The organism is Streptomyces sp. NPDC042102, assembly GCF_055582305.1.
In genome coordinates this window covers 925,243-946,069 of the sequence record NZ_JBVJDL010000003.1, presented here as the reverse complement: position 1 = coordinate 946,069, position 20,827 = coordinate 925,243, and the positions used below count along the sequence as shown (strand labels likewise).

The 20,827-nt window shown below is 73.3% G+C and carries 17 protein-coding genes; 10 read left to right on the top strand and 7 right to left on the bottom strand.

Annotation, left to right across the window (positions count from 1 at the left end):
* Positions 1–17: 17 nt before the first annotated feature.
* Entirely contained in the window at positions 18–1,226 is a 1,209-nt protein-coding gene (locus ACZ6KO_RS17630; protein ID WP_469304834.1) for an acetyl-CoA C-acetyltransferase, read from the bottom strand.
* Between the two features lie 135 nt (positions 1,227–1,361).
* Here ACZ6KO_RS17630 and mce point away from each other — a divergent pair, with 135 nt between their 5' ends.
* From mce to ACZ6KO_RS17595, 7 genes are all read left to right on the top strand, one after another.
* A complete protein-coding gene (gene mce / locus ACZ6KO_RS17625; protein ID WP_469304833.1) occupies positions 1,362–1,808 on the top strand; it encodes a methylmalonyl-CoA epimerase in 447 nt (148 codons plus the stop codon).
* 183 nt (positions 1,809–1,991) lie between these two features.
* Positions 1,992–6,341, top strand: coding sequence for a polarized growth protein Scy (scy, locus tag ACZ6KO_RS17620; RefSeq protein ID WP_469304832.1), 4,350 nt, complete (start codon positions 1,992–1,994; stop codon positions 6,339–6,341).
* 195 nt (positions 6,342–6,536) lie between these two features.
* Positions 6,537–7,475: a cellulose-binding protein gene (locus tag ACZ6KO_RS17615; RefSeq protein ID WP_469304831.1), complete on the top strand. Its 939-nt coding sequence runs from the start codon at positions 6,537–6,539 to the stop codon at positions 7,473–7,475.
* A 117-nt stretch (positions 7,476–7,592) separates the two neighbouring features.
* Complete coding sequence (locus ACZ6KO_RS17610; protein ID WP_469304830.1) at positions 7,593–8,576, top strand: ATP-binding cassette domain-containing protein; 984 nt, start codon at positions 7,593–7,595, stop codon at positions 8,574–8,576.
* A gap of 2 nt (positions 8,577–8,578) precedes the next feature.
* A complete protein-coding gene (locus tag ACZ6KO_RS17605; protein ID WP_469304829.1) occupies positions 8,579–9,358 on the top strand; it encodes an ABC transporter permease in 780 nt (259 codons plus the stop codon).
* 159 nt (positions 9,359–9,517) lie between these two features.
* Positions 9,518–10,636, top strand: a complete 1,119-nt coding sequence (locus tag ACZ6KO_RS17600) for an ABC transporter ATP-binding protein (RefSeq protein WP_469304828.1) — start codon at positions 9,518–9,520, stop codon at positions 10,634–10,636.
* On the top strand, positions 10,633–11,454 hold the full coding sequence (locus ACZ6KO_RS17595; RefSeq protein WP_469304827.1) for an ABC transporter permease: 822 nt from the start codon (positions 10,633–10,635) through the stop codon (positions 11,452–11,454). Before ACZ6KO_RS17600 ends, ACZ6KO_RS17595 begins: the two co-directional genes overlap by 4 nt.
* On the opposite strand, the gene ACZ6KO_RS17590 is transcribed toward ACZ6KO_RS17595, so the two are convergent.
* Positions 11,455–11,790, bottom strand: coding sequence for an ATP/GTP-binding protein (locus tag ACZ6KO_RS17590; RefSeq protein WP_469304826.1), 336 nt, complete (start codon positions 11,788–11,790; stop codon positions 11,455–11,457).
* Positions 11,791–12,045: 255 nt separating this feature from the next.
* Between ACZ6KO_RS17590 and ACZ6KO_RS17585 the strand changes: the two genes are divergently transcribed.
* Positions 12,046–13,077, top strand: a complete 1,032-nt coding sequence (locus ACZ6KO_RS17585) for an LLM class flavin-dependent oxidoreductase (RefSeq protein ID WP_469304825.1) — start codon at positions 12,046–12,048, stop codon at positions 13,075–13,077.
* Between the two features lie 201 nt (positions 13,078–13,278).
* On the opposite strand, the gene ACZ6KO_RS17580 is transcribed toward ACZ6KO_RS17585, so the two are convergent.
* A complete protein-coding gene (locus ACZ6KO_RS17580; RefSeq protein ID WP_398120657.1) occupies positions 13,279–13,671 on the bottom strand; it encodes an SCO5389 family protein in 393 nt (130 codons plus the stop codon).
* A gap of 233 nt (positions 13,672–13,904) precedes the next feature.
* Here ACZ6KO_RS17580 and nucS point away from each other — a divergent pair, with 233 nt between their 5' ends.
* Complete coding sequence (gene nucS / locus ACZ6KO_RS17575) at positions 13,905–14,576, top strand: endonuclease NucS (RefSeq protein ID WP_469304824.1); 672 nt, start codon at positions 13,905–13,907, stop codon at positions 14,574–14,576.
* 262 nt (positions 14,577–14,838) lie between these two features.
* Here the strand turns inward: nucS and ACZ6KO_RS17570 are convergent, their stop codons facing one another.
* From ACZ6KO_RS17570 to ACZ6KO_RS17560, 3 genes are all read right to left on the bottom strand, one after another.
* Entirely contained in the window at positions 14,839–17,550 is a 2,712-nt protein-coding gene (locus ACZ6KO_RS17570; protein ID WP_469304823.1) for an ATP-binding protein, read from the bottom strand.
* Between the two features lie 231 nt (positions 17,551–17,781).
* Positions 17,782–18,105: an STAS domain-containing protein gene (locus ACZ6KO_RS17565; RefSeq protein WP_401452519.1), complete on the bottom strand. Its 324-nt coding sequence runs from the start codon at positions 18,103–18,105 to the stop codon at positions 17,782–17,784.
* A 180-nt stretch (positions 18,106–18,285) separates the two neighbouring features.
* Positions 18,286–19,134, bottom strand: coding sequence for a 3-hydroxyacyl-CoA dehydrogenase family protein (locus ACZ6KO_RS17560; RefSeq protein ID WP_037927951.1), 849 nt, complete (start codon positions 19,132–19,134; stop codon positions 18,286–18,288).
* A gap of 243 nt (positions 19,135–19,377) precedes the next feature.
* Between ACZ6KO_RS17560 and ACZ6KO_RS17555 the strand changes: the two genes are divergently transcribed.
* Positions 19,378–19,950 (top strand): cob(I)yrinic acid a,c-diamide adenosyltransferase, encoded by a 573-nt coding sequence (locus ACZ6KO_RS17555; RefSeq protein ID WP_401452516.1) that lies wholly within the window; start codon positions 19,378–19,380, stop codon positions 19,948–19,950.
* Positions 19,951–20,086: 136 nt separating this feature from the next.
* Here ACZ6KO_RS17555 and ACZ6KO_RS17550 read toward each other — a convergent pair whose 3' ends face one another.
* A complete protein-coding gene (locus tag ACZ6KO_RS17550) occupies positions 20,087–20,728 on the bottom strand; it encodes a hypothetical protein (RefSeq protein WP_469304822.1) in 642 nt (213 codons plus the stop codon).
* Positions 20,729–20,827 lie beyond the last annotated feature (99 nt).

The following is a 20,827-nucleotide window of genomic DNA, read 5'->3' as shown; positions in this document are numbered from 1 at the left end:
TCGTCACGAGCAGCCCCTTACGCCTTCGCGGACGGGACGCGCACGATCAGGGCGTCGCCCTGGCCGCCGCCACCGCACAGCGCGGCCGCGCCGACCCCGCCGCCCCGGCGCTTGAGCTCCAGCGCCAGGTGCAGCACCAGGCGGGCGCCGGACATGCCGATCGGGTGGCCCAGGGCGATCGCGCCACCGTTGACGTTCACCTTTTCCGGGGTCACGCCCAGGTCCTTCATTGACTGGACGGCCACTGCGGCGAAGGCCTCGTTGATCTCGATGAGGTCCAGGTCGGAGACGGCCAGGCCCTCCTTGGTCAGGGCGTGGGCGATGGCGTTGGACGGCTGCGACTGCAGCGAGTTGTCCGGGCCGGCCACGTTGCCGTGCGCGCCGATCTCGGCGAGCCACTCCAGACCCAGCTCCTCGGCCTTGGCCCGGCTCATGACGACCACCGCGGCGGCGCCGTCGGAGATCTGCGAGGAGGTGCCGGCGGTGATGGTGCCGTCCTTGCTGAACGCGGGGCGCAGCTTGCCCAGCGACTCCACCGTGGTCTCGGGGCGGATGCCCTCGTCGGCGGCGAAGACGACCGGCTCGCCCTTGCGCTGCGGGATCTCCACGGGGGTGATCTCGGCCTCGAAGACACCGTTCTTCTGCGCGGCGGCGGCCCGCTGGTGCGACAGGGCGGCGAACTCGTCCTGCGGCGCGCGCTCGATGCCCAGGCGTCCGTTGTGCTTCTCGGTCGACTCGCCCATCGCGATGTTCTCGAAGGCGTCGGTCAGGCCGTCGTACGCCATCGCGTCGAGCATCTCGATCGCGCCGTACTTGTGGCCCTCACGGGACTTCGGCAGCAGGTGCGGGGCGTTGGTCATGGACTCCTGGCCGCCCGCGACCACGATGTCGAACTCGCCGGCGCGGATCAGCTGGTCGGCCAGCGCGATCGCGTCCAGACCGGACAGGCACACCTTGTTGATGGTCAGGGCGGGCACGCTCATGGGGATGCCGGCCTTGACCGCGGCCTGGCGTGCGGGGATCTGGCCGGCGCCGGCCTGGAGCACCTGCCCCATGATCACGTACTGCACCTGGTCGCCGGAGATCCCGGCCCGGTCCAGCGCGGACTTGATCGCGAAACCGCCGAGGTCGGCGCCCGAGAAGGACTTCAGCGAGCCCAGCAGCCGCCCCATGGGCGTGCGGGCACCAGCGACGATCACGGAAGTGGTGTTGTTCGTTCCGGACATGAGGCACAGCCCCTTGGATGAGGAGTGAACGAGGGTTTACGTCAATGTACTGAGCGGTACGGCGGCGGTCACCGGGCTGTCGGTGTGATCGCGCGCACGTTGCGTAACCACCCTCCTTGGCAGTGCACTGGACCCATGCTGACAAGAATCGACCACATCGGGATCGCCTGCTTCGACCTCGACAAGACTGTCGAGTTCTACCGTGCCACGTACGGCTTCGAGGTGTTCCACAGCGAGGTGAACGAGGAGCAGGGTGTCCGGGAGGCCATGCTCAAGATCAACGAGACCTCCGACGGCGGTGCCTCCTACCTCCAGCTGCTGGAGCCCACCCGCGAGGACTCCGCGGTCGGCAAGTGGCTGGCCAAGAACGGCGAGGGCGTCCACCACATCGCCTTCGGCACCGCCGACGTCGACGGCGACGCCGACGCCATCCGCGGCAAGGGCGTACGCGTCCTGTACGACGAGCCGCGACGGGGTTCGATGGGTTCGCGGATCACGTTCCTGCACCCCAAGGACTGCCACGGCGTCCTCACCGAACTGGTCACCTCCGCCCCCGCGGACCACGAGCACCCCGAGCACTGACCCCACCTATATCCCCGGCCGGTAGAGTGGCGTCTGGCTCGGCCGGGGTTCGGTGCGGAACGGGGTCGGGGCCTGTGACCCACGCCCCGGCGTCTGACACCATTCCCCGGGGGCGTCGTTCAGCGGGCGGACGGTGCTCATTTGGGAGTGAGCTTGCGACCAGGGGACGGATGGGACCGCGCTGTGCGGGGCTACGAAAGCCAGGAGACTCATCAGGCTGAGGCCGACCATCTCTCGCGCTTCGAGGCCGAGATGGAGCGGCTGAAGAAGGAGCGCGAGAAGGCCGTCCAGCACGCGGAAGACCTGGGATACCAGGTCGAGGTGCTGCGTGCCAAGCTCCACGAGGTGCGTCGCGCGCTCGCGTCCCGCCCTGCCTACGACAGCCAGGACCTCGGCTACCAGGCCGAGCAGCTGCTGCGCAATGCCCAGATCCAGGCCGACCAGATGCGTTCGGACGCCGAGCGCGAGCTGCGCGAGGCCCGGGCCCAGACCCAGCGCATCCTCCAGGAGCACGCCGAGCACCAGGCGCGCCTGCAGGCCGAGCTGCACGGCGAGGCCGTCAACCGCCGCCAGCGGCTGGACCAGGAGCTCAACGAGCGCCGCCAGACCGTCGAGGCGCACGTCAACGAGAACGTGGCGTGGGCCGAGCAGCTGCGGGCCCGTACGGAGGCCCAGGCCCGCCGGCTCATGGAGGAGTCCCGCGCCGAGGCCGAGCAGTCCCTGAACGCGGCGCGTGCCGAGGCCGCCCGGGTCGCCGAGGAGACCCGGCGCCGGATGGCCGCCGACGCGGAGACCGCCCGCAGCGAGGCCGAGGCGACGCTGCTGCGCGCCCGCAAGGAGGCCGAGCGGCTGCTGACCGCCGCCTCGTCGCAGGCCCAGGAGGCCACCGATCACGCGGAGCGGCTGCGTTCGACGACGTCCGCCGAGGCCGAGCAGACCCGGCAGCAGACCCTGGACCTCGGCCGGGTGGCCGAGCAGCGGGTGCAGGAGGCCGACGGGGCGCTGCGCGAGGCCCGCGCGGAGGCCGAGCGGCTGCTGGCGGACGCCAAGGAGAGCGCCGCCCGGCAGCTCGCCTCGGCCGAGTCGGTCAACGAGCAGCGCACCCGCACGGCCAAGGAGCAGGTCGCGCGGCTGGTCGGGGAGGCCACGAAGGAGGCCGAGTCCCTCAAGGCGGAGGCCGAGCAGCAGCTGGCCGATGCCCGTGCCGAGGCCGATCGGCTGAAGACCGAGGCCGGCGAGGTGGCCCGGACGGCGGCCGCCGAGGACACGGCCGCGCAGCTGGCGAAGGCCGCGCGGACCGCCGAGGAGGTGCTGAACAAGGCCTCCGAGGACGCCCGCGCCACCACCCGGGCCGCCTCCGAGGAGGCGGAGCGGATCCGCCGCGAGGCGGAGGCCGAGGCGGAACGGCTGCGGGCGCAGGCGGCGGACACCGCCGAGGAGCTCAAGGGCGCGGCGAAGGACGACACCGAGGAGTACCGGGCCCGGACCGTCGAACTCCAGGAGGAGGCGCGGCGGCTGCGCGGCGAGGCCGAGCAGCTGCGTGCGGAGGCCGTCGCCGAGGGCGAGCGGATCCGCGGCGAGGCACGCCGCGAGGCCGTCACGCAGATCGAGGAGGCGGCCAAGACCGCCGAGGAGCTGCTGAGCAAGGCCAAGGCGGACGCGGACGAACTGCGCGGCGGGGCGAGCGCCGAGAGCGAGCGGGTCCGGGCCGAGGCCATCGAGCGGGCCACGACCCTGCGCACCCAGGCCGAGGAGACGCTGGAACGCACCCGCGCCGAGGCCGAGCGGCTGCGCACGGAGGCCGAGGAGCGGGTGCAGGCCCTGCAGGCCGGGGCCGAGGCGGCCGTGCGCGAGCGGCGCGAGGAGACCGAGCGGGCGCTGACCGCGAAGCGGGCCGAGGCGGACACGGAGCTGACCCGGCTGCACCAGGAGGCCGAGACCCGGCTGACCACGGCCGAGCAGACGCTGCGCGACGCCCGCCTCGCGGCGGAGACCATCCGCCGCGAGGCGTCCGAGGAGGGCGACCGGCTGCGCGCCGGGTCGGCCGAGCGGATCCGTACCCTCCAGGCGCAGGCGGAGGCCGAGGCCGACCAGCTGCGCACCGACGCGGCCGAGGACGCCGGCCGCGCCCGGGCGGAGGCCGAGCAGGTCGCCGTACGGCTGACCGGCGAGGCGGAGGCGGAGGCCGAGCGGCTGCGCGTGGAGGCGCAGGAGACCGCGGACCGGCTGCGCGCGGAGGCGAAGGCGGCGGCCGAGCGGGTCGCGGCCGAGGCCGCCGAGGCACTGGCCGCCGCCCAGGAGGAGGCCGCGCGGCGCCGCCGGGAGGCGGACGAGACGCTGGCGTCGGCCCGTACGGACGCCGACAGCGAGCGGGCGCAGGCCCGTGAGCAGTCCGAGGAGCTGCTGGCCTCGGCCCGCAAGCGGTCGGAGGAGGCGCAGGCCGAGGCGGCGCGGCTGACCGAGGAGGCCGAGCGGCGGGCCGGCGAGCTGGTCGCGGCGGCCGAGGCGACGGCGCAGGCGGTGCGCGACTCCGTGTCCGGGCTGCGCGAGGAGGCCGAGGAGGAGATCTCCGGCCTGCGCAGCGCGGCCGAGCACGCGGCGGAGCGCACCCGCTCCGAGGCGCAGGAGGAGGCGGACCGGGTCCGCGCCGACGCGTACGCCGAGCGGGAGCGGGCCACCGAGGACGCCAACCGCATCCGCGGCGAGGCGCGCGAGGAGACGGACGCGGCGAAGGCGCTGGCGGAGCGCACGGTCGCGGAGGCGCTCGCCGAGTCCGAGCAGCTGCGCACCGACACGGCCGAGTACGCGCAGCGGGTACGGACCGAGGCGACGGACGCGCTGGCGGCGGCCGAGCGGGACGCTGCCCGGACCCGGGCGGACGCCCGCGGCGACGCCAACCGCATCCGCAGCGAGGCCGGCGAGACCCTGGAGGCGGCGCGCGCCGAGGGCGCGACGATCGTCGCGGACGCGACGGCGGAGGCGGAGCGGCACACGGCGCAGACCGAGCGGGCCGCGGACGCGGTGCGCGCGCGGGCCGAGGCGGACGCGGAGGCCACCCGCGCGGAGGCGGCCGGCACCCTGGACGAGGCGCGTGCCGAGGCCAACCGGATGCGGACCGAGGCCGCCGAGCAGGCGGACGCGCTGACCACGAAGGCGATCGCCGAGGCGGAGCGGCTCACCGAGGAGACCCGCGCGGCGAACGCGGCCACGGTCGGCGAGGCCGCCGAGGAGGCCGAGCGGCTGCGCACCGAGGCGGCGCGGACCCTGGACGACGCCCGCGCGGAGGGCGGCCGGATCATCGGCGAGGCCACGGCGGAGGCGGAGCGGGTCACGGCCGCGGCGAACGAGACGCTGGCGACCGCGGAGCGGGACGCCGAGCGGACGCTGGACGAGGCGCGCGCCGAGGGCAACCGGATGCGCAGCGAGGCCGCCGAGCAGGCGGACCGGTTGATCACGGAGACGGTGGCCGAGTCGGAGAAGCTCACCGAGCAGACCCGCAAGGACAACGAGCGCACGGTGGGCGAGGCGGCGGCGGACGCCGAGCGGCTGCGCGCGGAGGCGACCGAGGCACTGTCCACGGCGCAGGAGCGCGCCACCCGTACCCGTTCGGAGGCCGAGCGGGTCGAGGCGGAGGCGCAGGCAGAGGCCGAGCGCACCCGTACGCAGGCGCGCGAGGAGTCCGAGCGGCTCCTGGACGAGGCCCGCGAGAGCGCCAACAAGCGCCGTACGGAGGCCGCCGAGCAGGTCGACCGGCTCATCACCGAGGCCGCCGCGGAGTCGGAGAAGCTGACCGCCGACGCGCAGAAGCAGGCGCTGGCCGCCACCACCAAGGCGGAGGAGCAGGCCGACGCGATGGTCGACGCGGCGCGCAAGGAGGCCGCGCGGATCGCGTCGGAGGCGACCGTCGAGGGCAACTCGCTGGTCGAGAAGGCGCGTACGGACGCGAACGAGCTGCTGGTGGGGGCGCGTACGGACGCGGCCGCCATAAGGGAGCGGGCCGAGGAGCTGCGTGGCCGGGTCGAGTCCGAGGTGGAGGAGCTGCACGAGCGGGCCCGCCGGGAGTCGGCGGAGCAGATGAAGTCGGCCGGCGAGCGCGTGGACAAGCTGGTGAAGGCGGCGACCGAGCAGAGCACGGAGGCCGAGGCGAAGGCCAAGGCGCTGGTGTCCGATGCCAGCAGCGAGGCGTCCAAGGTCCGGATCGCGGCGGTCCGCAAGGCCGAGCAGCTGCTCAAGGAGGCCGAGCAGAAGAAGGCGGACCTGTCCCGGCAGGCCGAGAGCGTGCTGGCGGAGGCGAAGGCGGAGGCGGAGCGGCTGGTCGAGGAGGGCCGTCGTGAGCTGGAGGTTCTGGTGCGCAGGCGCGAGGACATCCAGGCGGAGATCTCCCGTGTCCAGGACGTTCTCGAGGCGTTGGAATCATTCGAGGCGCCGTCGGGTGGCGGAAAGCCGACGGTCGGCGGTCAGGGCGCGGGGGGCGTCAAGGCCGGTGCGACGGCGGGTTCCACCCGATCGGGTGGCAAGGCGTCAGAGGGGTAGTGGGGGCACCGGATGTGTGCTCCTGATGAAGGTTCAGGCGAACGAGTGACAAGCATTCCGTAGCCTTGCCACTCAAAAGGGGTGTCATTGTCCAGATCAAACCTGGATTGACTCGATGACACGCCGCTCCGGCGCCTAGGATTCCCCTTAACACCTCACGTAGCACCTCATCGGTCTCACTTCGACAGGAACCCCATGAGCGACACTTCCTCCCCCTTCGGCTTCGAGCTCGTGCGGCGTGGTTACGACCGCGGTCAGGTGGACGACCGCATTACCAAGCTCGTCGCCGACCGTGACAGCGCCCTGTCCCGCATCAACTCCCTGGAGAAGCGCATCGAGGAACTCCACCTCGAGACGCAGAACGCCCAGGCCCAGGTCAACGACGCCGAGCCGTCGTACGCCGGTCTCGGCGCCCGGGTCGAGAAGATCCTGCGGCTCGCCGAGGAGGAGGCGAAGGACCTGCGCGAGGAGGCGCGCCGGGCGGCCGAGCAGCACCGCGAGCTCGCCGAGTCGGCGGCCCAGCAGGTGCGCAACGACGCCGAGACGTTCGCCGCCGACCGCAAGACGAAGGCGGAGGACGAGGGCGTCCGGATCGTCGAGAAGGCCAAGGGCGACGCGCAGCAGCTGCGTGCCGAGGCCACCAAGGACGCGGCCTCCAAGCGCGAGGAGGCCGACGCGCTGTTCGAGGAGACCCGCGCCAAGGCCGCCCAGGCCGCCGCGGACTTCGAGACCAACCTGGCCAAGCGCCGCGAGCAGTCCGAGCGCGACCTGGCCTCGCGTCAGGCCAAGGCCGAGAAGCGCCTCGCCGAGATCGAGCACCGGGCGGAGCAGCTGCGCCTGGAGGCCGAGAAGCTGCGTACGGACGCCGAGCGCCGGGCCCGCCAGACGGTGGAGACCGCGCAGCGCCAGGCCGAGGACATCGTGGCCGACGCCAACGCCAAGGCGGACCGTATCCGCAGCGAGTCCGAGCGCGAGCTGGCGGCGCTCACCAACCGCCGCGACTCCATCAACGCGCAGCTGACCAACGTCCGCGAGATGCTGGCGACGCTGACCGGCGCGGCGGTGGCCGCGGCCACGCCCGTGATCGACGACGAGCCGGTCTCGCGCGGCGTCCCGGCGCAGCAGAGCCGCTGACCCGGCAGGCGCCCCGCGGCGCCCGCCCGCCGACCCGGCCGGCGTCCGCCGGCACCCCTTCAGGGCCTCCCGTCACTCCGGTGGCGGGGGGCCCTGGGTCGTTCTAGCGTGAAGCGCATGATCGAGCTGGCGGCCCTCACCAAGCGCTTCGGTACGAAGACCGCGGTCGACTCCCTCAGTTTCCGGGTCAGGCCGGGCGTGGTGACCGGGTTCCTCGGGCCCAACGGAGCGGGCAAGTCGACCACGATGCGGATGGTGCTCGACCTGGACCACCCGACCAGCGGAACGGTGCGGATCGACGGCCGGCACTACCGGGAGCTGGACGAGCCGCTGAGGCACATCGGGGCGCTGCTCGACGCGAAGGCGATGCACGGCGGGCGCAGCGCGTTCGACAACCTGCTGTGCCTGGCGCAGTCGAACCGGATCCCGCCGAGCCGGGTGGCCGACGTGCTGGACACGGTCGGACTGACGGCGGTGGCACGCAAGAAATCGAAAGGCTTTTCGCTCGGTATGGGGCAACGCCTGGGAATCGCCGCCGCCTTGCTGGGTGATCCGGAGATCCTGATGTTCGACGAGCCGGTCAATGGCCTGGACCCCGAGGGAATCCACTGGATCCGCAATCTGATGAAGGGGCTGGCCGCCGAAGGAAGGACGATCTTCGTATCCAGTCACTTGATGAGCGAAATGGCTCTGACCGCAGATCATTTGATCGTGATCGGACAAGGCCGGCTGCTGGCCGACACATCGATGGCGGATTTCATCCAGGCGAACTCCCGGAGCTATGTACGGGTGCGCTCGCCGCACCAGGAGCGCCTCAAGGACGTACTCGCGAGTAATGGAATTGCGGCAGTCGGGGTCGGCGCGGGCGCCCTGGAGATCGACGGCGTGAGCGCCGAGGCACTCGGCGACCTCGCCGCCGAGCACCAGATCGTGCTGCACGAGCTCAGCCCGCAGCGCGCCTCGCTGGAGGAGGCGTTCATGCGGATGACCGCCGGCGCGGTCGAGTACCACGCCCACACGCCGGGCGAGGACGCCGCCGGGCTGCCGCTCGGCGGACCCCGCTGGGGCGGCGGCGACGACACCGCGCTCGGAGGATCGTGACCATGGGCGCCCTCCCCGCCGTGCTGCGCTCCGAGTGGACCAAGATCCGCACCGTCTCCTCCACCGCCTGGACCCTGGCCACCGCGCTGGTGGTCACCGTGGCGCTGAGCGCCGCCGTCTCGGCGCTGGTGACGAGCCAGTTCCGCAACCTCTCCGAGATCGAGCGTGCCACCTTCGACCCGACGCTCACCAGCTTCTCGGGGATGGTGCTGGGCCAGCTGGCCATGGTCGTCTTCGGGGTCATGGTGGTCGGCACCGAGTACAGCACCGGCATGATCCGGACCTCGCTGGCCGCCGTGCCGCGGCGGACCGCCTTCCTGCTGAGCAAGATCACGGTGGCCGGGCTGCTGGCCCTGCTGGTGGGGCTGGCCACCAGCTTCCTGTCCTTCTTCATCGGCCAGGCACTGCTGGGCGGTCACCGCACGGGCGTCGGGGAGCCGAACGTGCTGCGCGCCGTCGTGGGGGCCGGCCTCTACATGGCGCTGATCGCCGTCTTCTCGATGGGCGTGACCGCGATGCTGCGCAGCACGGTGCTCTCGCTGGGCATCCTCGTCCCGTTCTTCTTCCTGATCTCGCAGATCCTGGTCGCGGTGCCGAAGGCCAAGGAGGTCGCCCGCTACTTCCCCGACCGGGCCGGGTCGAAGATCATGCAGGTCGTCCCGGACGCCATGGGCCGGGGCGAGGCGCCGTACGGGCCGTGGGGCGGGCTCGGGATCATGGTGCTGTGGGTGCTGGCCGCGGTGATCGGCGGCTGCCTCGTCCTGCGGCGCCGGGACGCGTAGGACCCGGGCCGGGATCCGTGCCGGGGCCGGTCCCCGGGGGATTCCCGGGTCGGTCTCAGGGTTCCCTCAGGGATCTGGAGCGGGTGGGAACCGCGGACCTCTCGTTATCCTCTTAAGCCTTACCCGGACGAATCCCGTCCGCCTGGCAAGGGACAGAGGATGATCGAAGCAGTCGGCCTGACCAAGCGCTACGGCGCCAAGACCGCGGTCGACCAGCTGTCCTTCCAGGTCAGGCCGGGTCAGGTGACCGGATTCCTGGGGCCCAACGGCTCCGGGAAGTCGACCACCATGCGCATGATCCTGGGCCTGGACCGGCCCACCGCCGGACGGGTCACGATCAACGGGCTGCCCTTCCGGGAGCTCCCCGACGCCCAGCGCAACGTCGGCGCGCTGCTCGACGCCCGCGCCGTGCACGGCGGCCGCCGGGCCCGCAAGCACCTGCTCGCCCTCGCCCAGCTCTCCGGGATCCCGGAGAAGCGCGTCGACGAGGTCCTGGGCGTGGTCGGGCTCCAGGACGTGGCCGGGCAGCGGGCCAAGGGCTTCTCCCTCGGCATGGGCCAGCGGCTCGGCATCGCGGCGGCGCTCCTGGGTGATCCGCAGGTGCTGCTGTTCGACGAGCCGGTCAACGGTCTCGACCCGGAGGGCATCCTCTGGGTGCGCACCCTCATGAAGCAGCTGGCCGCCGAGGGCCGGACCGTCTTCGTCTCCTCGCACCTGATGAGCGAGATGGCGCTGACCGCCGACCACCTGATCGTGATCGGCCGCGGGCGGCTGCTGGCCGATATGGGCGTGCAGGAGTTCATCGCGCACAACTCGGCCGGATTCGCCCGGGTGCGGGTGGCCGACACCGACCCGGACGGCTGGGAAACGCTGGGCGAGGTCCTGGTGAAGGCCGGCGGCCGGGTGCTGAAGGAGCCCGACGGCGCCCTGCGCGTGACCGGGCTGGACCTGCCGGGGATCTCCGACCTCGCGCACGGCGCGGGCGTACGCCTGTGGGAGCTGTCCCCGCACCGGGCCTCGCTGGAGGAGGCCTACATGCGCATGACCCAGAGCTCGGTCGAGTACACCTCCACCGACGACCCGCGCGCCGAGCTGGTCGCGCCCGCGCCGCTGACCGTGCCGGCCTGGGAGGACGAGGTGGCGCCGCAGGTGCCGGCCGAGACGGCGGCGAGCTTCTACGCTCCCCCGCCGCCCGGGGCGGGCGGCCGGCCCTTCCTGATGCCCAGCAGCCCCGGCGACCTGGCCCCCGCCGCGAACGAACCCGAGGATTCCCGATGACCGCGCCGACCGCGACGCCCGCGTACCGCTCGCCGCACTCCGGACCCCGGCCGAACCTGGCCCACGCCGTCGCCTCGGAGTGGACCAAGCTGATCTCGGTCCGCTCCACCCTGTGGACGCTGGGCTCGCTGATCGCCCTGGTCTGCGGCATCGGCACGCTCGCGATCACCCAGACCAGCGCCCGGGACTACGAGGGCATGCCCTTCACCGCGCCCGCCGTCTTCGGTCTGCTGGTCGGGCAGGTGCCGGTGATGGTGCTGGGCGTGCTGACGATGACCTCGGAGCACGGCACCGGACTGATCCGCACCACCTTCACCGCGGCCCCCGACCGCTTCCGCGTGCTGACCGCGAAGTACCTGGTCTTCACGGGTACCGCCTTCGGCGTCGTGGCGGGCTCGGTCGGCCTGGTGAGCCTGGCCACCGCCATCGTGCACGACGGGCCGGCGGCCGGCGTGCACCATCCCTCGGAGTGGGCCGGCGCGTTCTACGGCAGCGTGTACATCACCCTGCTCGGGGTGCTCGGCCTCGCGATCGGCGCGCTCGTACGGCACTCGGCGGGAGCGATCGCCGTGATGATCGGCATCATCACCCTGCCCCCGGTGATCGGCGCCATGCTCACCTCCTGGACGGTGCTCGCGCCGGTGGGCACGGCGGTCCTGCGCTACAACGCGCCGGTGGCGCTGATGCAGTTGTTCGGGCTGCCGAACGGCGACGGGGTCGGGGCCACGAGCGACGGAGCGCAGCTCACGCTGCTGCTCCTGGTGGCGGGCGCCGCGGTGGCCGGCTCGTACGCGGTGGTCGGCCGCCGGGACGTGTAGTCAGTAGCGGGGAGCGTTGCGGGACCGCTGCACCTTCGAGGTGCGGCGGTCCTTCGCGTTCCAGCACGCCTTGTGCCAGTGCCGCCGGTCGTCCACGCCGCCGTACTCCGGCCACGCCACCAGGTGCGGGGTGCCCGAGGGGATCTCCTGGTCGCAGCCCGGGCAGCGGTAGCGCTTGCCCGCCGCCGCGGCCCCGGCGACATGGCGGACCTTCCAGTCCTCGCCCTGCCACTCCTCGGTGCGCTCCAGGCCGTAGCGGTCCGTACCGCCACCGTCGCCGTCTGGACGCTCGGCCGGATTCTCGCCGCCCCTCGGGCGGTTGTGGCGCGGAGACACGTATACCTCACGGATCGGTGTACGGAAGGGACTTTCCCCCAGACTACGCGGCGCGAGGACGGGTACCCGCAGGGTGGCCGGGACGGCCGCCGGCGGATTCCCCGACAATCTCAATAACTTTCGTGTCAGGCCGTGCCTTTGGCACGTGTCAGACGTTGTTGCCAGCAGAAGACCCGACGATCGGACGACGGCGTCCGGTCCGGGGTGCCCGGTCCACCTGGGGAGGCCGCGTCAGCCGCGAGGAGGCTAAAGGCGATGCGCGTAGGAGCGTTTGTACTGGCGGCCCAGTTCCCGGGCCAGGGAGCCGGGGAGGCCCTGCACCGGGCGGTGCGGACCGCCGAGGTGGCCGAGGAGGCGGGACTCGACTCGGTCTGGCTGGCCGAGCACCACTTCGTGCCGTACGGGGTGTGCCCTTCGGCGGTCACCCTGGCGGCGCTGCTGCTGGGCCGGACCCGGCGGCTGCGGGTGGGCACGGCGGTGAGCGTGCTGCCCAACACCCACCCGGTGGTCCTGGGCGAGCAGGCCGCGCTGCTGCACCTGACGTCGGGGGGCCGGTTCACCGTGGGCGTGGGCCGCGGCGGGCCGTGGGTGGATCTGGAGGTGTTCGGGGGCGGGCTGGAGGCGTACGAGGAGTCCTTCCCCGAGGCGCTGGACCTGCTGCGCCGGTGGCTGACCGAGCCGCGGGTCCGGGCGGCCGGGGAGCGGTACGGCTTCCGTGAGGTGGCCGTCGTACCGCGCCCGTCGGAATCGCTGGACGCGGATACGACGAGTCCGGAAGTGATCGTCGCGTGCACCTCGCCGGCGTCGGTACGGCTGGCCGCCGAACGCGCGCTGCCGATGCTGCTGGGCATGCACTGCGGGGACGAGGAGAAGGCGGCGATGGTCGCGCTGTGGCGGGAGACGGCGCTGGCGGCGGGTCACGCGCCGGAGGCCGTGCTGGCCGCCGGCCACGTCTCGGCGGGCGTGTGCCAGCTGGCCGACCGGACGGCGGACGCGCGCGAGACCCTGATCAAGGCGATGCCCGGCTGGCTGAAGCAGGGCCTGGACGCCCACGTCACCGTCGACGGCCGGCACCGCGCGATGCGCGATCCCGTCGCGTACACGGAACTGCTGTGCGATCTGCACCCCGTGGGCAGCCCGCGGCTGGCGGCGGACCGGCTGGCGGCGACGGCCGAACGGACCGGGATCAGGCGGTTCGCGCTGCTGACGGAGGGCTCGGGGGACCTGGCGGCGACGGAGGAGAACCTGCGGCGCCTGGGCGGCGACGTCCTCCCGCGCCTGCTGTAGCCCGGCGTTCCCGGACGCTCGTGCTGTCGGCCCCCTGGTCCTGCCCCCGTCCCTGGCTGCCGCTCCGGTACCAGGCACGTCCCGCGGTACGGAGCGGCAGCGCAGAGCCGGGGACGGGAGCGTGCCCTCGTTACCGGAATCGTTCGGACATGTCTTCGGAAGGTTCTTCGGATATGTCTGCGGGAATGTCCGGGACGGGGTCTAGCAGTCCCGGAGTTCCGGGGACTGGTTGAGCAGCTGCCCCCGGATCGACGTGAACTTGGCGAGCCGGTCGTCGGCCGAGCCGTCCAGCGGGAACACCGCGACGCGGTGGCAGTTCTGGAAGGCGAGCCGCACCCCGAAGTGCCGCTGCAGCGCACCGCGTATCGCGTCACTCGCCAGCGCGCGCAGCAGCTGGCCGCGCGCCTGCTCGTCCGGCGGCGGCGTCTGGTTGTCGGCGAACTCGCCGCCGTCGACCTTCAGCTGGGCCACCAATGAGCTGATCATCTCCCAGGCGTACGGCAGGGAGGTCCGGACGCAGTCGACGAATGCGGCTTCGTCGACCTCGCCTCGCTCGGCCTGTTCGAGTAGGGCCGGTGAGACGTCGAGCGACATGGGTTCTCCTCTCGCGACCCCGGCCCATTGGGTGACCGGGGTCTTACGGGCAGGGAAGGAGGCAGCCGCCCTCGCATGGCGACGCAGTGTGCGCGTTCGACAACCTCCCGCTTACACGGTAGGCGTCCCATGGGGTGCGCACCAGGAGAATGCGCATACAACGCGCCATCCGCGAACGGGGCTTTCGGGGGCGAATCGCGTGGAGGGGTGTCGGTCGAGTAGCGTTGCCGACCATGCGTCTCGTCATCGCCCGCTGCTCCGTCGACTACGCGGGCCGCCTCACCGCCCATCTGCCCTCGGCACCCCGTCTGATCCTCGTGAAGGCCGACGGCAGTGTCTCGATCCACGCGGACGACCGGGCGTACAAACCGCTCAACTGGATGTCGCCGCCGTGCACCCTCAAGGAGGGGACGGGCGACGAGGCGGGCGTCTGGACGGTCGTCAACAAGGCGGGCGAGAAGCTCATCATCACGATGGAAGAAGTCCTGCACGACTCCTCCCACGAGCTCGGCGTCGACCCCGGTCTGATCAAGGACGGTGTGGAGGCGCACCTCCAGGAGCTCCTCGCCGACCGCATCGAGACGCTGGGCGAGGGCTACACCCTGATCCGCCGCGAGTACATGACGGCGATCGGGCCGGTGGACATCCTGTGCCGGGACGCCTCCGGCGCGACGGTGGCGGTCGAGATCAAGCGGCGCGGTGAGATCGACGGTGTCGAGCAGCTGACGCGCTACCTGGACCTGCTGAACCGCGACCCGCACCTGGCCCCGGTCCGGGGGGTCTTCGCGGCCCAGGAGATCAAGCCCCAGGCGAAGGTCCTGGCGGCCGACCGCGGCATGGACTGCGTGGTCCTGGACTACGACGCCCTGCGCGGCATCGAGGACGACAAGCTCCGCCTGTTCTGAGGGCCCCGCCCAGCCTGACCGCGCCCCGCCCCGTGCGGGGCGCGTCCGCGTCTCCGGGCACGGACGCGAACCCGCGGCGCCCCAGGGTGCCGAAGCCCGACGCACCGGCACCCCGTCCGGGTACGGACGGCACGCCCCGTCCGCGCCGGGCCACCCGCCGGAGACGGCAGCCGACCGGCCGCCCCTACGGGTGGGCACCCTGGCCCGTGCGCGGCACGCGGCACCCGCCCAGCGGGCCGCGCGGGGTCAGTTGCCCGCGCCGTCAGTTGCCCGCGCCCCCGGCGTCCGCGCCGGCCGTCGGGCCCCCTGCCGCACCCCCGTCGGCCCCCGCCGACGTACCGGTCGACGTGCCCGATGTCGCGCCTCCGTCCGCCCCGGTCGACGTACCGGTCGACGTCCCCGCCGTCGGCGTGCCCGACGTGCCGGCCGTCGGCGTGCCCGTGGTGCCGCTCGTCGGGGAGCCCGTGGTGCCCGGCGGCTTCGTCGTCACCGGCGGCCTGGTGTGCGGCGTCGTCGGCGGGGCCGACGGCTTCGTCCCCGGACGGCGGGTCGCCCCGCCCCCCGACGTACCCGCACCCGAGCTCGTGGCCGGGCCGGCGCCCGGCACCCCGGGGGCCGGGCCGGCGCCGCCGTCACCCTCGGTCGGGGACGCGGCGCCCGGTTCCGGGGACACCGGAGCCGGTGCAGGAACGTTCCCTCCGCCACCCGGGGTCGGCCGGTACGACGTCGGCGCCGGCGTGGTCGCCGGCGTCACGGTGTCCTCCGGGCCCAGCGCCAGCGCAGCGACCGTACCCAGCGCGACCACCGCGAGCGCGCCGCCCGCGGCCAGCAGCACCGGGCGCCGCCGCCACTGCGGCGTCCGCGGAGCGACCGGGGCGGGCGCGGCCGGGGCCGCGGGCCGCGGCTGCGGCACGGCCGCGGGGCCCGGCGGGAACGCGTCCTCGAAGACCTCGGACAGGGTCACCGGGTCCGGCGCCGGGCCCGCCGCGGCGGGCCGTGTGACCTTCGCGAGCGGGTCGGGCCGCAGCACCGGCGTCACCTGGGTGACCGCCTCCGCCGACCCGGCCGGACCAGCCGACCCGGCCGTTCCCGACCGCGTCGCCGTGCCGCCCGGCGCCTTCGGCACCGGAACCGGAACCGTGACCGCGGACGTGGACGAGGACGTGACCGCCGGCGCGGCGCCGGCCGCGGGCGCCTCCAGCCGCAGCGGCGGCGAGGCCGCCGCCCCGCCCTCCCGGTCCGTGACCAGCGCGAGCGCCCGCCGCCCCGCGACGGTGCCGTGCTTGTCGGCCAGCGCGCCGCGCAGCCCGATCGACGCCTCCAGCTCGGCCCGCGCCCGGTCCACGCGGCCGCCGCACAGGGCCAGCACACCCAGCTCGTGGTGGAAGTAGGCCTGTTCCGCGACCTCGCCCGCCGTCCGCGCGGCTTCGGCGCCGGCCCGCAGCACCCGCTCCCACGCGCCCCAGTCCAGCGACGCCGCGAACGCCGGCGCGGCGGTCCGCGCCAGCATCACGCCCGCCACCACGTCCGCGCCGGCCAGCGCGGCCAGCACCGCGTCCGCCTCCGCGGCCACCCGGGCCGGCGTCACCGAGGCGTGCCCGGTCCACCAGGCGTAGTGCCGGGCCGCCGTACGGGCCTCGTCGAGCACCTCGACGCCCGCCTCCGTCAGCTGCCGCGCGACGCCCTCCGCCAGCCGGTACCGGGTCCCGGAGGCGGTCAGCAGTCCGCACGCCAGGAGCTCCGCCACCGCCATGTCGGCGTGGGTGTCCCCGACCAGCGCCGGCAGGTGCGCGTGGTGCGGCATCTCGCCGCCCAGCGCGCAGGCGAACTTCAGGGCCGCCCGGGCCGGCTCGCTGAGCCGCGCGGCCAGGAGCTCCGCCGGTGCGGCGCCCTCGGCCAGCGTCGGCAGCGGCACCGTCGACCGGTCCTGGCGTTCCTCGAAGACGCCGGGCTCGTCACCGTCCGCGTCGGCGGCCTCGGCCACCCGCCGGTTCAGCTCGTCGCGCTGCCGCAGCAGCCCCCCCGCCTGGACGAAGCGCAGGGCGAGTCCTTCGGAGGCGAAGCGCAGGTCGCCCGCCCAGGCGGTCTCGTCCTCCGTCAGGGGCCGGCCGACGGCCTCCGCCAGCAGCTCCGCACAGGCCGCGCGCCCCAGCCCGCCGAGGAAGATCTCCTCCAGGTGGGAGTCGTCGGACGGGGCCGGGGTGTCGGGCGTGGCCGCCAGCAGCCAGGCGCATTCGGGGGTGGCGCGCAGCAGCTCGTCGAGCGCGACGCCACCGAGCTCCAGGTCGTCGAGGACGACGACGGCGCCGATGTCGCGTACGCGGTCGAGGAGTTCGGTGCGGTCGGGCCGCCGGTCGGGGGCGTCGTACACGGCGCCGTAGAGCGCGTACAGCAGCTCGGTGGGGTTCTGCCGGTGGCCGCACAGCCGTACGACGCCGTCGGGGGCGAGGTCGGCGCAGTCGCGGGCGACCGCGTCGAGCAGGGTGGAGCGGCCGGAGCCGGCGGGGCCGGTCAGCCGCACGGAGCGGCCCCGGCCGAGCAGCCGTACCAGCCGCTCGCGCTCCTCGGCGCGGTCCAGCAGCGGCAGCACGGGCAGGGCGGGGCCGGGCGGTACGGGCGGGCGGCCCGCGGCGGCGAGGGCGGCCCGGGAGGCGGCGTCGCGCTTGGCGGGGCGGTCGGCGGCGTCGTCGGGGCGGCGGGCCTCGATCTCGCTGCCGTCGACGGGGTTGACGGTGAGCCGGTAGTCCCCCGCGATCAGGTGCGCGACCCGGGCAGGTCCCTGTCCGGGACCGGAGGCAGAACCGGGACCGAGAGCAGAACCGGAAGCGGAAGCAGAACCGGAAGGCGAACCGGAGCCGGAACCCGAACCGGACGCGGGAGCGGGCCCGGACGTACGGACGCCGGGGCCCGTGGCCCGCGGCTGTCCCTCGGGCCGCCCCTCCGGTGCCGTGTGTCCCTGCGTACTGCGGTCCATGACCCAGTCCCCCGATCGCGTCTCGCGTCGCGCGTCGCCGTCGTCCTGTCCGGCCGTCGCACACGCCGCGGTCGCTCCTGGTCCGGTTTTCCGCCCGAACCCTAGACCGTGCCAGGTGGCGGGGGAAACGGCAGGGGGGCCATCACCACCAGACCGTTACCAGCCCCCCACGCCGGATACCGCCCCCGGACCCCGCCCCGACCTGCGTGAACCGCTGCCGCGGACCCGTACTCAGACGCGAGGAAGCGATTCCGCTTCGAGGCCGCCCTCGATGGCCAGGATCCGGTGCAACCGGGTGGCCACGAGCAGCCGCTGCATCTGCGCCGGCACCCCGCGCAGGACCAGACGCCGTCCGCTCCGGCCGGCCCGCCGGTGGGCGCCCATGATGACGCCGAGTCCGGTCGCGTCCCAGGAGTCGAGCCCGGTGAGGTCGAGCACGAGATCTCCGGCGCCGTCGTCGAGGGCGGTGTGGAGGGCCGTACGGGCGTCCGCCGCGCTGCGCACGTCGAGGCGGCCCCCGACTGCGAGTTCGGCGTGGTCGCCCCTGATGTGCATATGTGCTCCCCGGAAGTGCTGCTGCGTACGCGTGCGTATGGTCGGCAACTCTCACTGCAACTGACTGTGTCGCGGGCAGTGAAGTTGCCGACCGTGAGCGAACCGATACCTAAATCACCCCGGGGGGTGACGGCGTTCGAACGGTCCCGCCCGGTGCTTGCGGCCCCGGTGTGCTCAGTCTCAGTGCTTGTAGAAGCCCTGGCCGCTCTTGCGGCCGATGTCGCCGGCGTCCACCATCCGGCGCATCAGCTCCGGCGGGGCGAACTTCTCGTCCTGGGACTCGGTGTAGATGTTGCTGGTGGCGTGCAGGAGGATGTCGACGCCCGTCAGGTCGGCGGTCGCCAGCGGGCCCATCGCGTGCCCGAATCCCAGCTTGCACGCGATGTCGATGTCCTCGGCGGACGCCACGCCCGATTCGTACAGCTTTGCCGCCTCGACGACGAGCGCCGAGATCAGACGGGTCGTCACAAAACCGGCCACGTCGCGGTTGACGACGATGCAGGTCTTGCCGACCGACTCGGCGAACGCGCGGGTGGTGGCGAGGGTCTCGTCGCTGGTCTTGTAGCCGCGGACCAGCTCGCACAGCTGCATCATCGGGACGGGCGAGAAGAAGTGCGCGCCGACGACCCGCTCCGGACGCTCCGTCACGGCGGCGATCTTCGTGATCGGGATGGCGGAGGTGTTGGAGGCGAGGACCGCGTCCTCGCGCACGATCTTGTCGAGGGCGCGGAAGATCTCGTGCTTGATCTCGATCTTCTCGAAGGCGGCCTCGACGACGATGTCGACGTCGGCGACCGCGTCGAGGTCGGTGGTCGTGGTGATCCGGGCGAGCGCGGCCTCGGCGTCCTCGGCGGTGAGCTTGCCCTTGGAGACGAACTTGTCGTACGAGGCCTTGATCCCGTCGGTGCCCCGGGTCAGGGCGGCGTCGGTGACGTCCCGCAGGACGACGTCCCAGCCCGCCTGAGCGGAAACCTGAGCGATGCCGGAACCCATGAGTCCGGCACCGATGACGGCGAGCTTCCCAGCCACTGCACACCCCACGCTCTTGAATACGACCTAGTTTCGTAGCCTCTTCGGCGGAGACTAGCGCCCGGCGGCGGTGGTGTGACCCGGAAGTAACACGCGTCACGTCTCAGCTGACGGACATCACACCGGGACGGCCCAGCGCCCCCTCCACACCGCTCAGTTCACGCCGGTCCACGGTCCGGATCCCGCCCCTCGATCCCCCGCGACCGCGTGCGGTTCTCCGGGGTGGATCACTACGCTGGCGGCATGGTGAACCTCACGCGCATCTACACCCGCACCGGTGACAAGGGAACGACCGCACTCGGCGACATGAGCCGGACGGCCAAGACCGACCTGCGGATCTCGGCGTACGCCGACGCCAACGAGGCCAACGCGGCCATCGGGACGGCGATCGCGCTCGGCGCGCTGCCCGAGGAGGTCGTGAAGGTGCTGGTCCGGGTCCAGAACGACCTGTTCGACGTCGGCGCCGACCTGTGCACGCCGGTCGTCGAGAACCCCGAGTACCCGCCGCTGCGGGTGGAGCAGTTCTACGTCGACAAGCTGGAGGCGGACTGCGACCTCTTCAACGAGCAGCTGGAGAAGCTGCGCAGCTTCATCCTGCCCGGCGGCACCCCGGGCGCGGCCCTGCTCCACCAGGCCTGCACCGTGGTGCGGCGTGCCGAGCGGTCCACGTGGGCGGCGCTGGAGGTGCACGGCGAGTCGATGAACCCGCTCACCGCCACCTATCTCAACCGCCTGTCCGACCTGCTGTTCATCCTGGCCCGCGTGGCCAACAAGGAAGTCGGCGACGTGCTGTGGGTGCCGGGCGGCGAGCGCTGACGGCGCGGGGCCGGCCGAGCGGCGGGATCCGGCCACGACAGCGGCCGGCCGTCGTCCGGCGACAGCCTCGCGGCGGCCGGACGGCGACCGGCCCGGAGCGGGGCGCGGGCCGACCCCCGTCCGGCCCGCGCCCCGCTCAGGACTCGGTCTTGGTGAGGGACGCCGGGCGCTGGGCCCCGGTTCCCGCGACCGCGTCCGAGTCCGGTCCGGTGGTCGTGGTGGGCGGCAGAGCGTCCGCCGCGGCGGGCGCCGGCGCCTTCGTCGGCCAGATCGTGTAGCAGAGCGCGACGATGGCGTGGATGCCCATCGCCCGCAGGGCCCCGGACTGCGAGGCCTGCAGGGAGCTGACGTCGCCGGCGTCCCCGACGTACCAGATGGCGCCCTGGAGCAGGGCCAGCGCGACGGCGCCGGCGAGCAGGGTGCGCAGCCACAGCCGCCACTCGTAGGCGGCGCGGGCCTTGCCGTAGGGCAGTCCGGCCGGCTTGGGCCCGCCCGCGAAGCGGTACGCGGCGTGCCGGTCGAGCCAGTTGATCGTGAGCTTGCCGTACCCGACCGTGAAGCCGATATAGAGTGCGGCGAGCCCGTGCTTCCAGTCCGGATCGGCGCCGTTCTTCAGGTCGATGGTGGTGACCACCAGCAGCACGAGTTCCAGCAGCGGCTCGCAGAGCAGGAGCGCGGCGCCCAGCCGGGGCATTTTCGCCAGGTAGCGCAGCGCGAGGCCCGCCACCAGCAGGACCCAGAAGCCGACCTCGCAGGCGATGATCAGCGCGAAGATCACGGGAAGACTCCGTTCGGCTCGGTGTGTGTGCTTCCAGCTTCCCGGCGCCGGGCGGCGCGTACGTCGTCTGCGGCGACGATCTGTGACTGCACCCTTCGA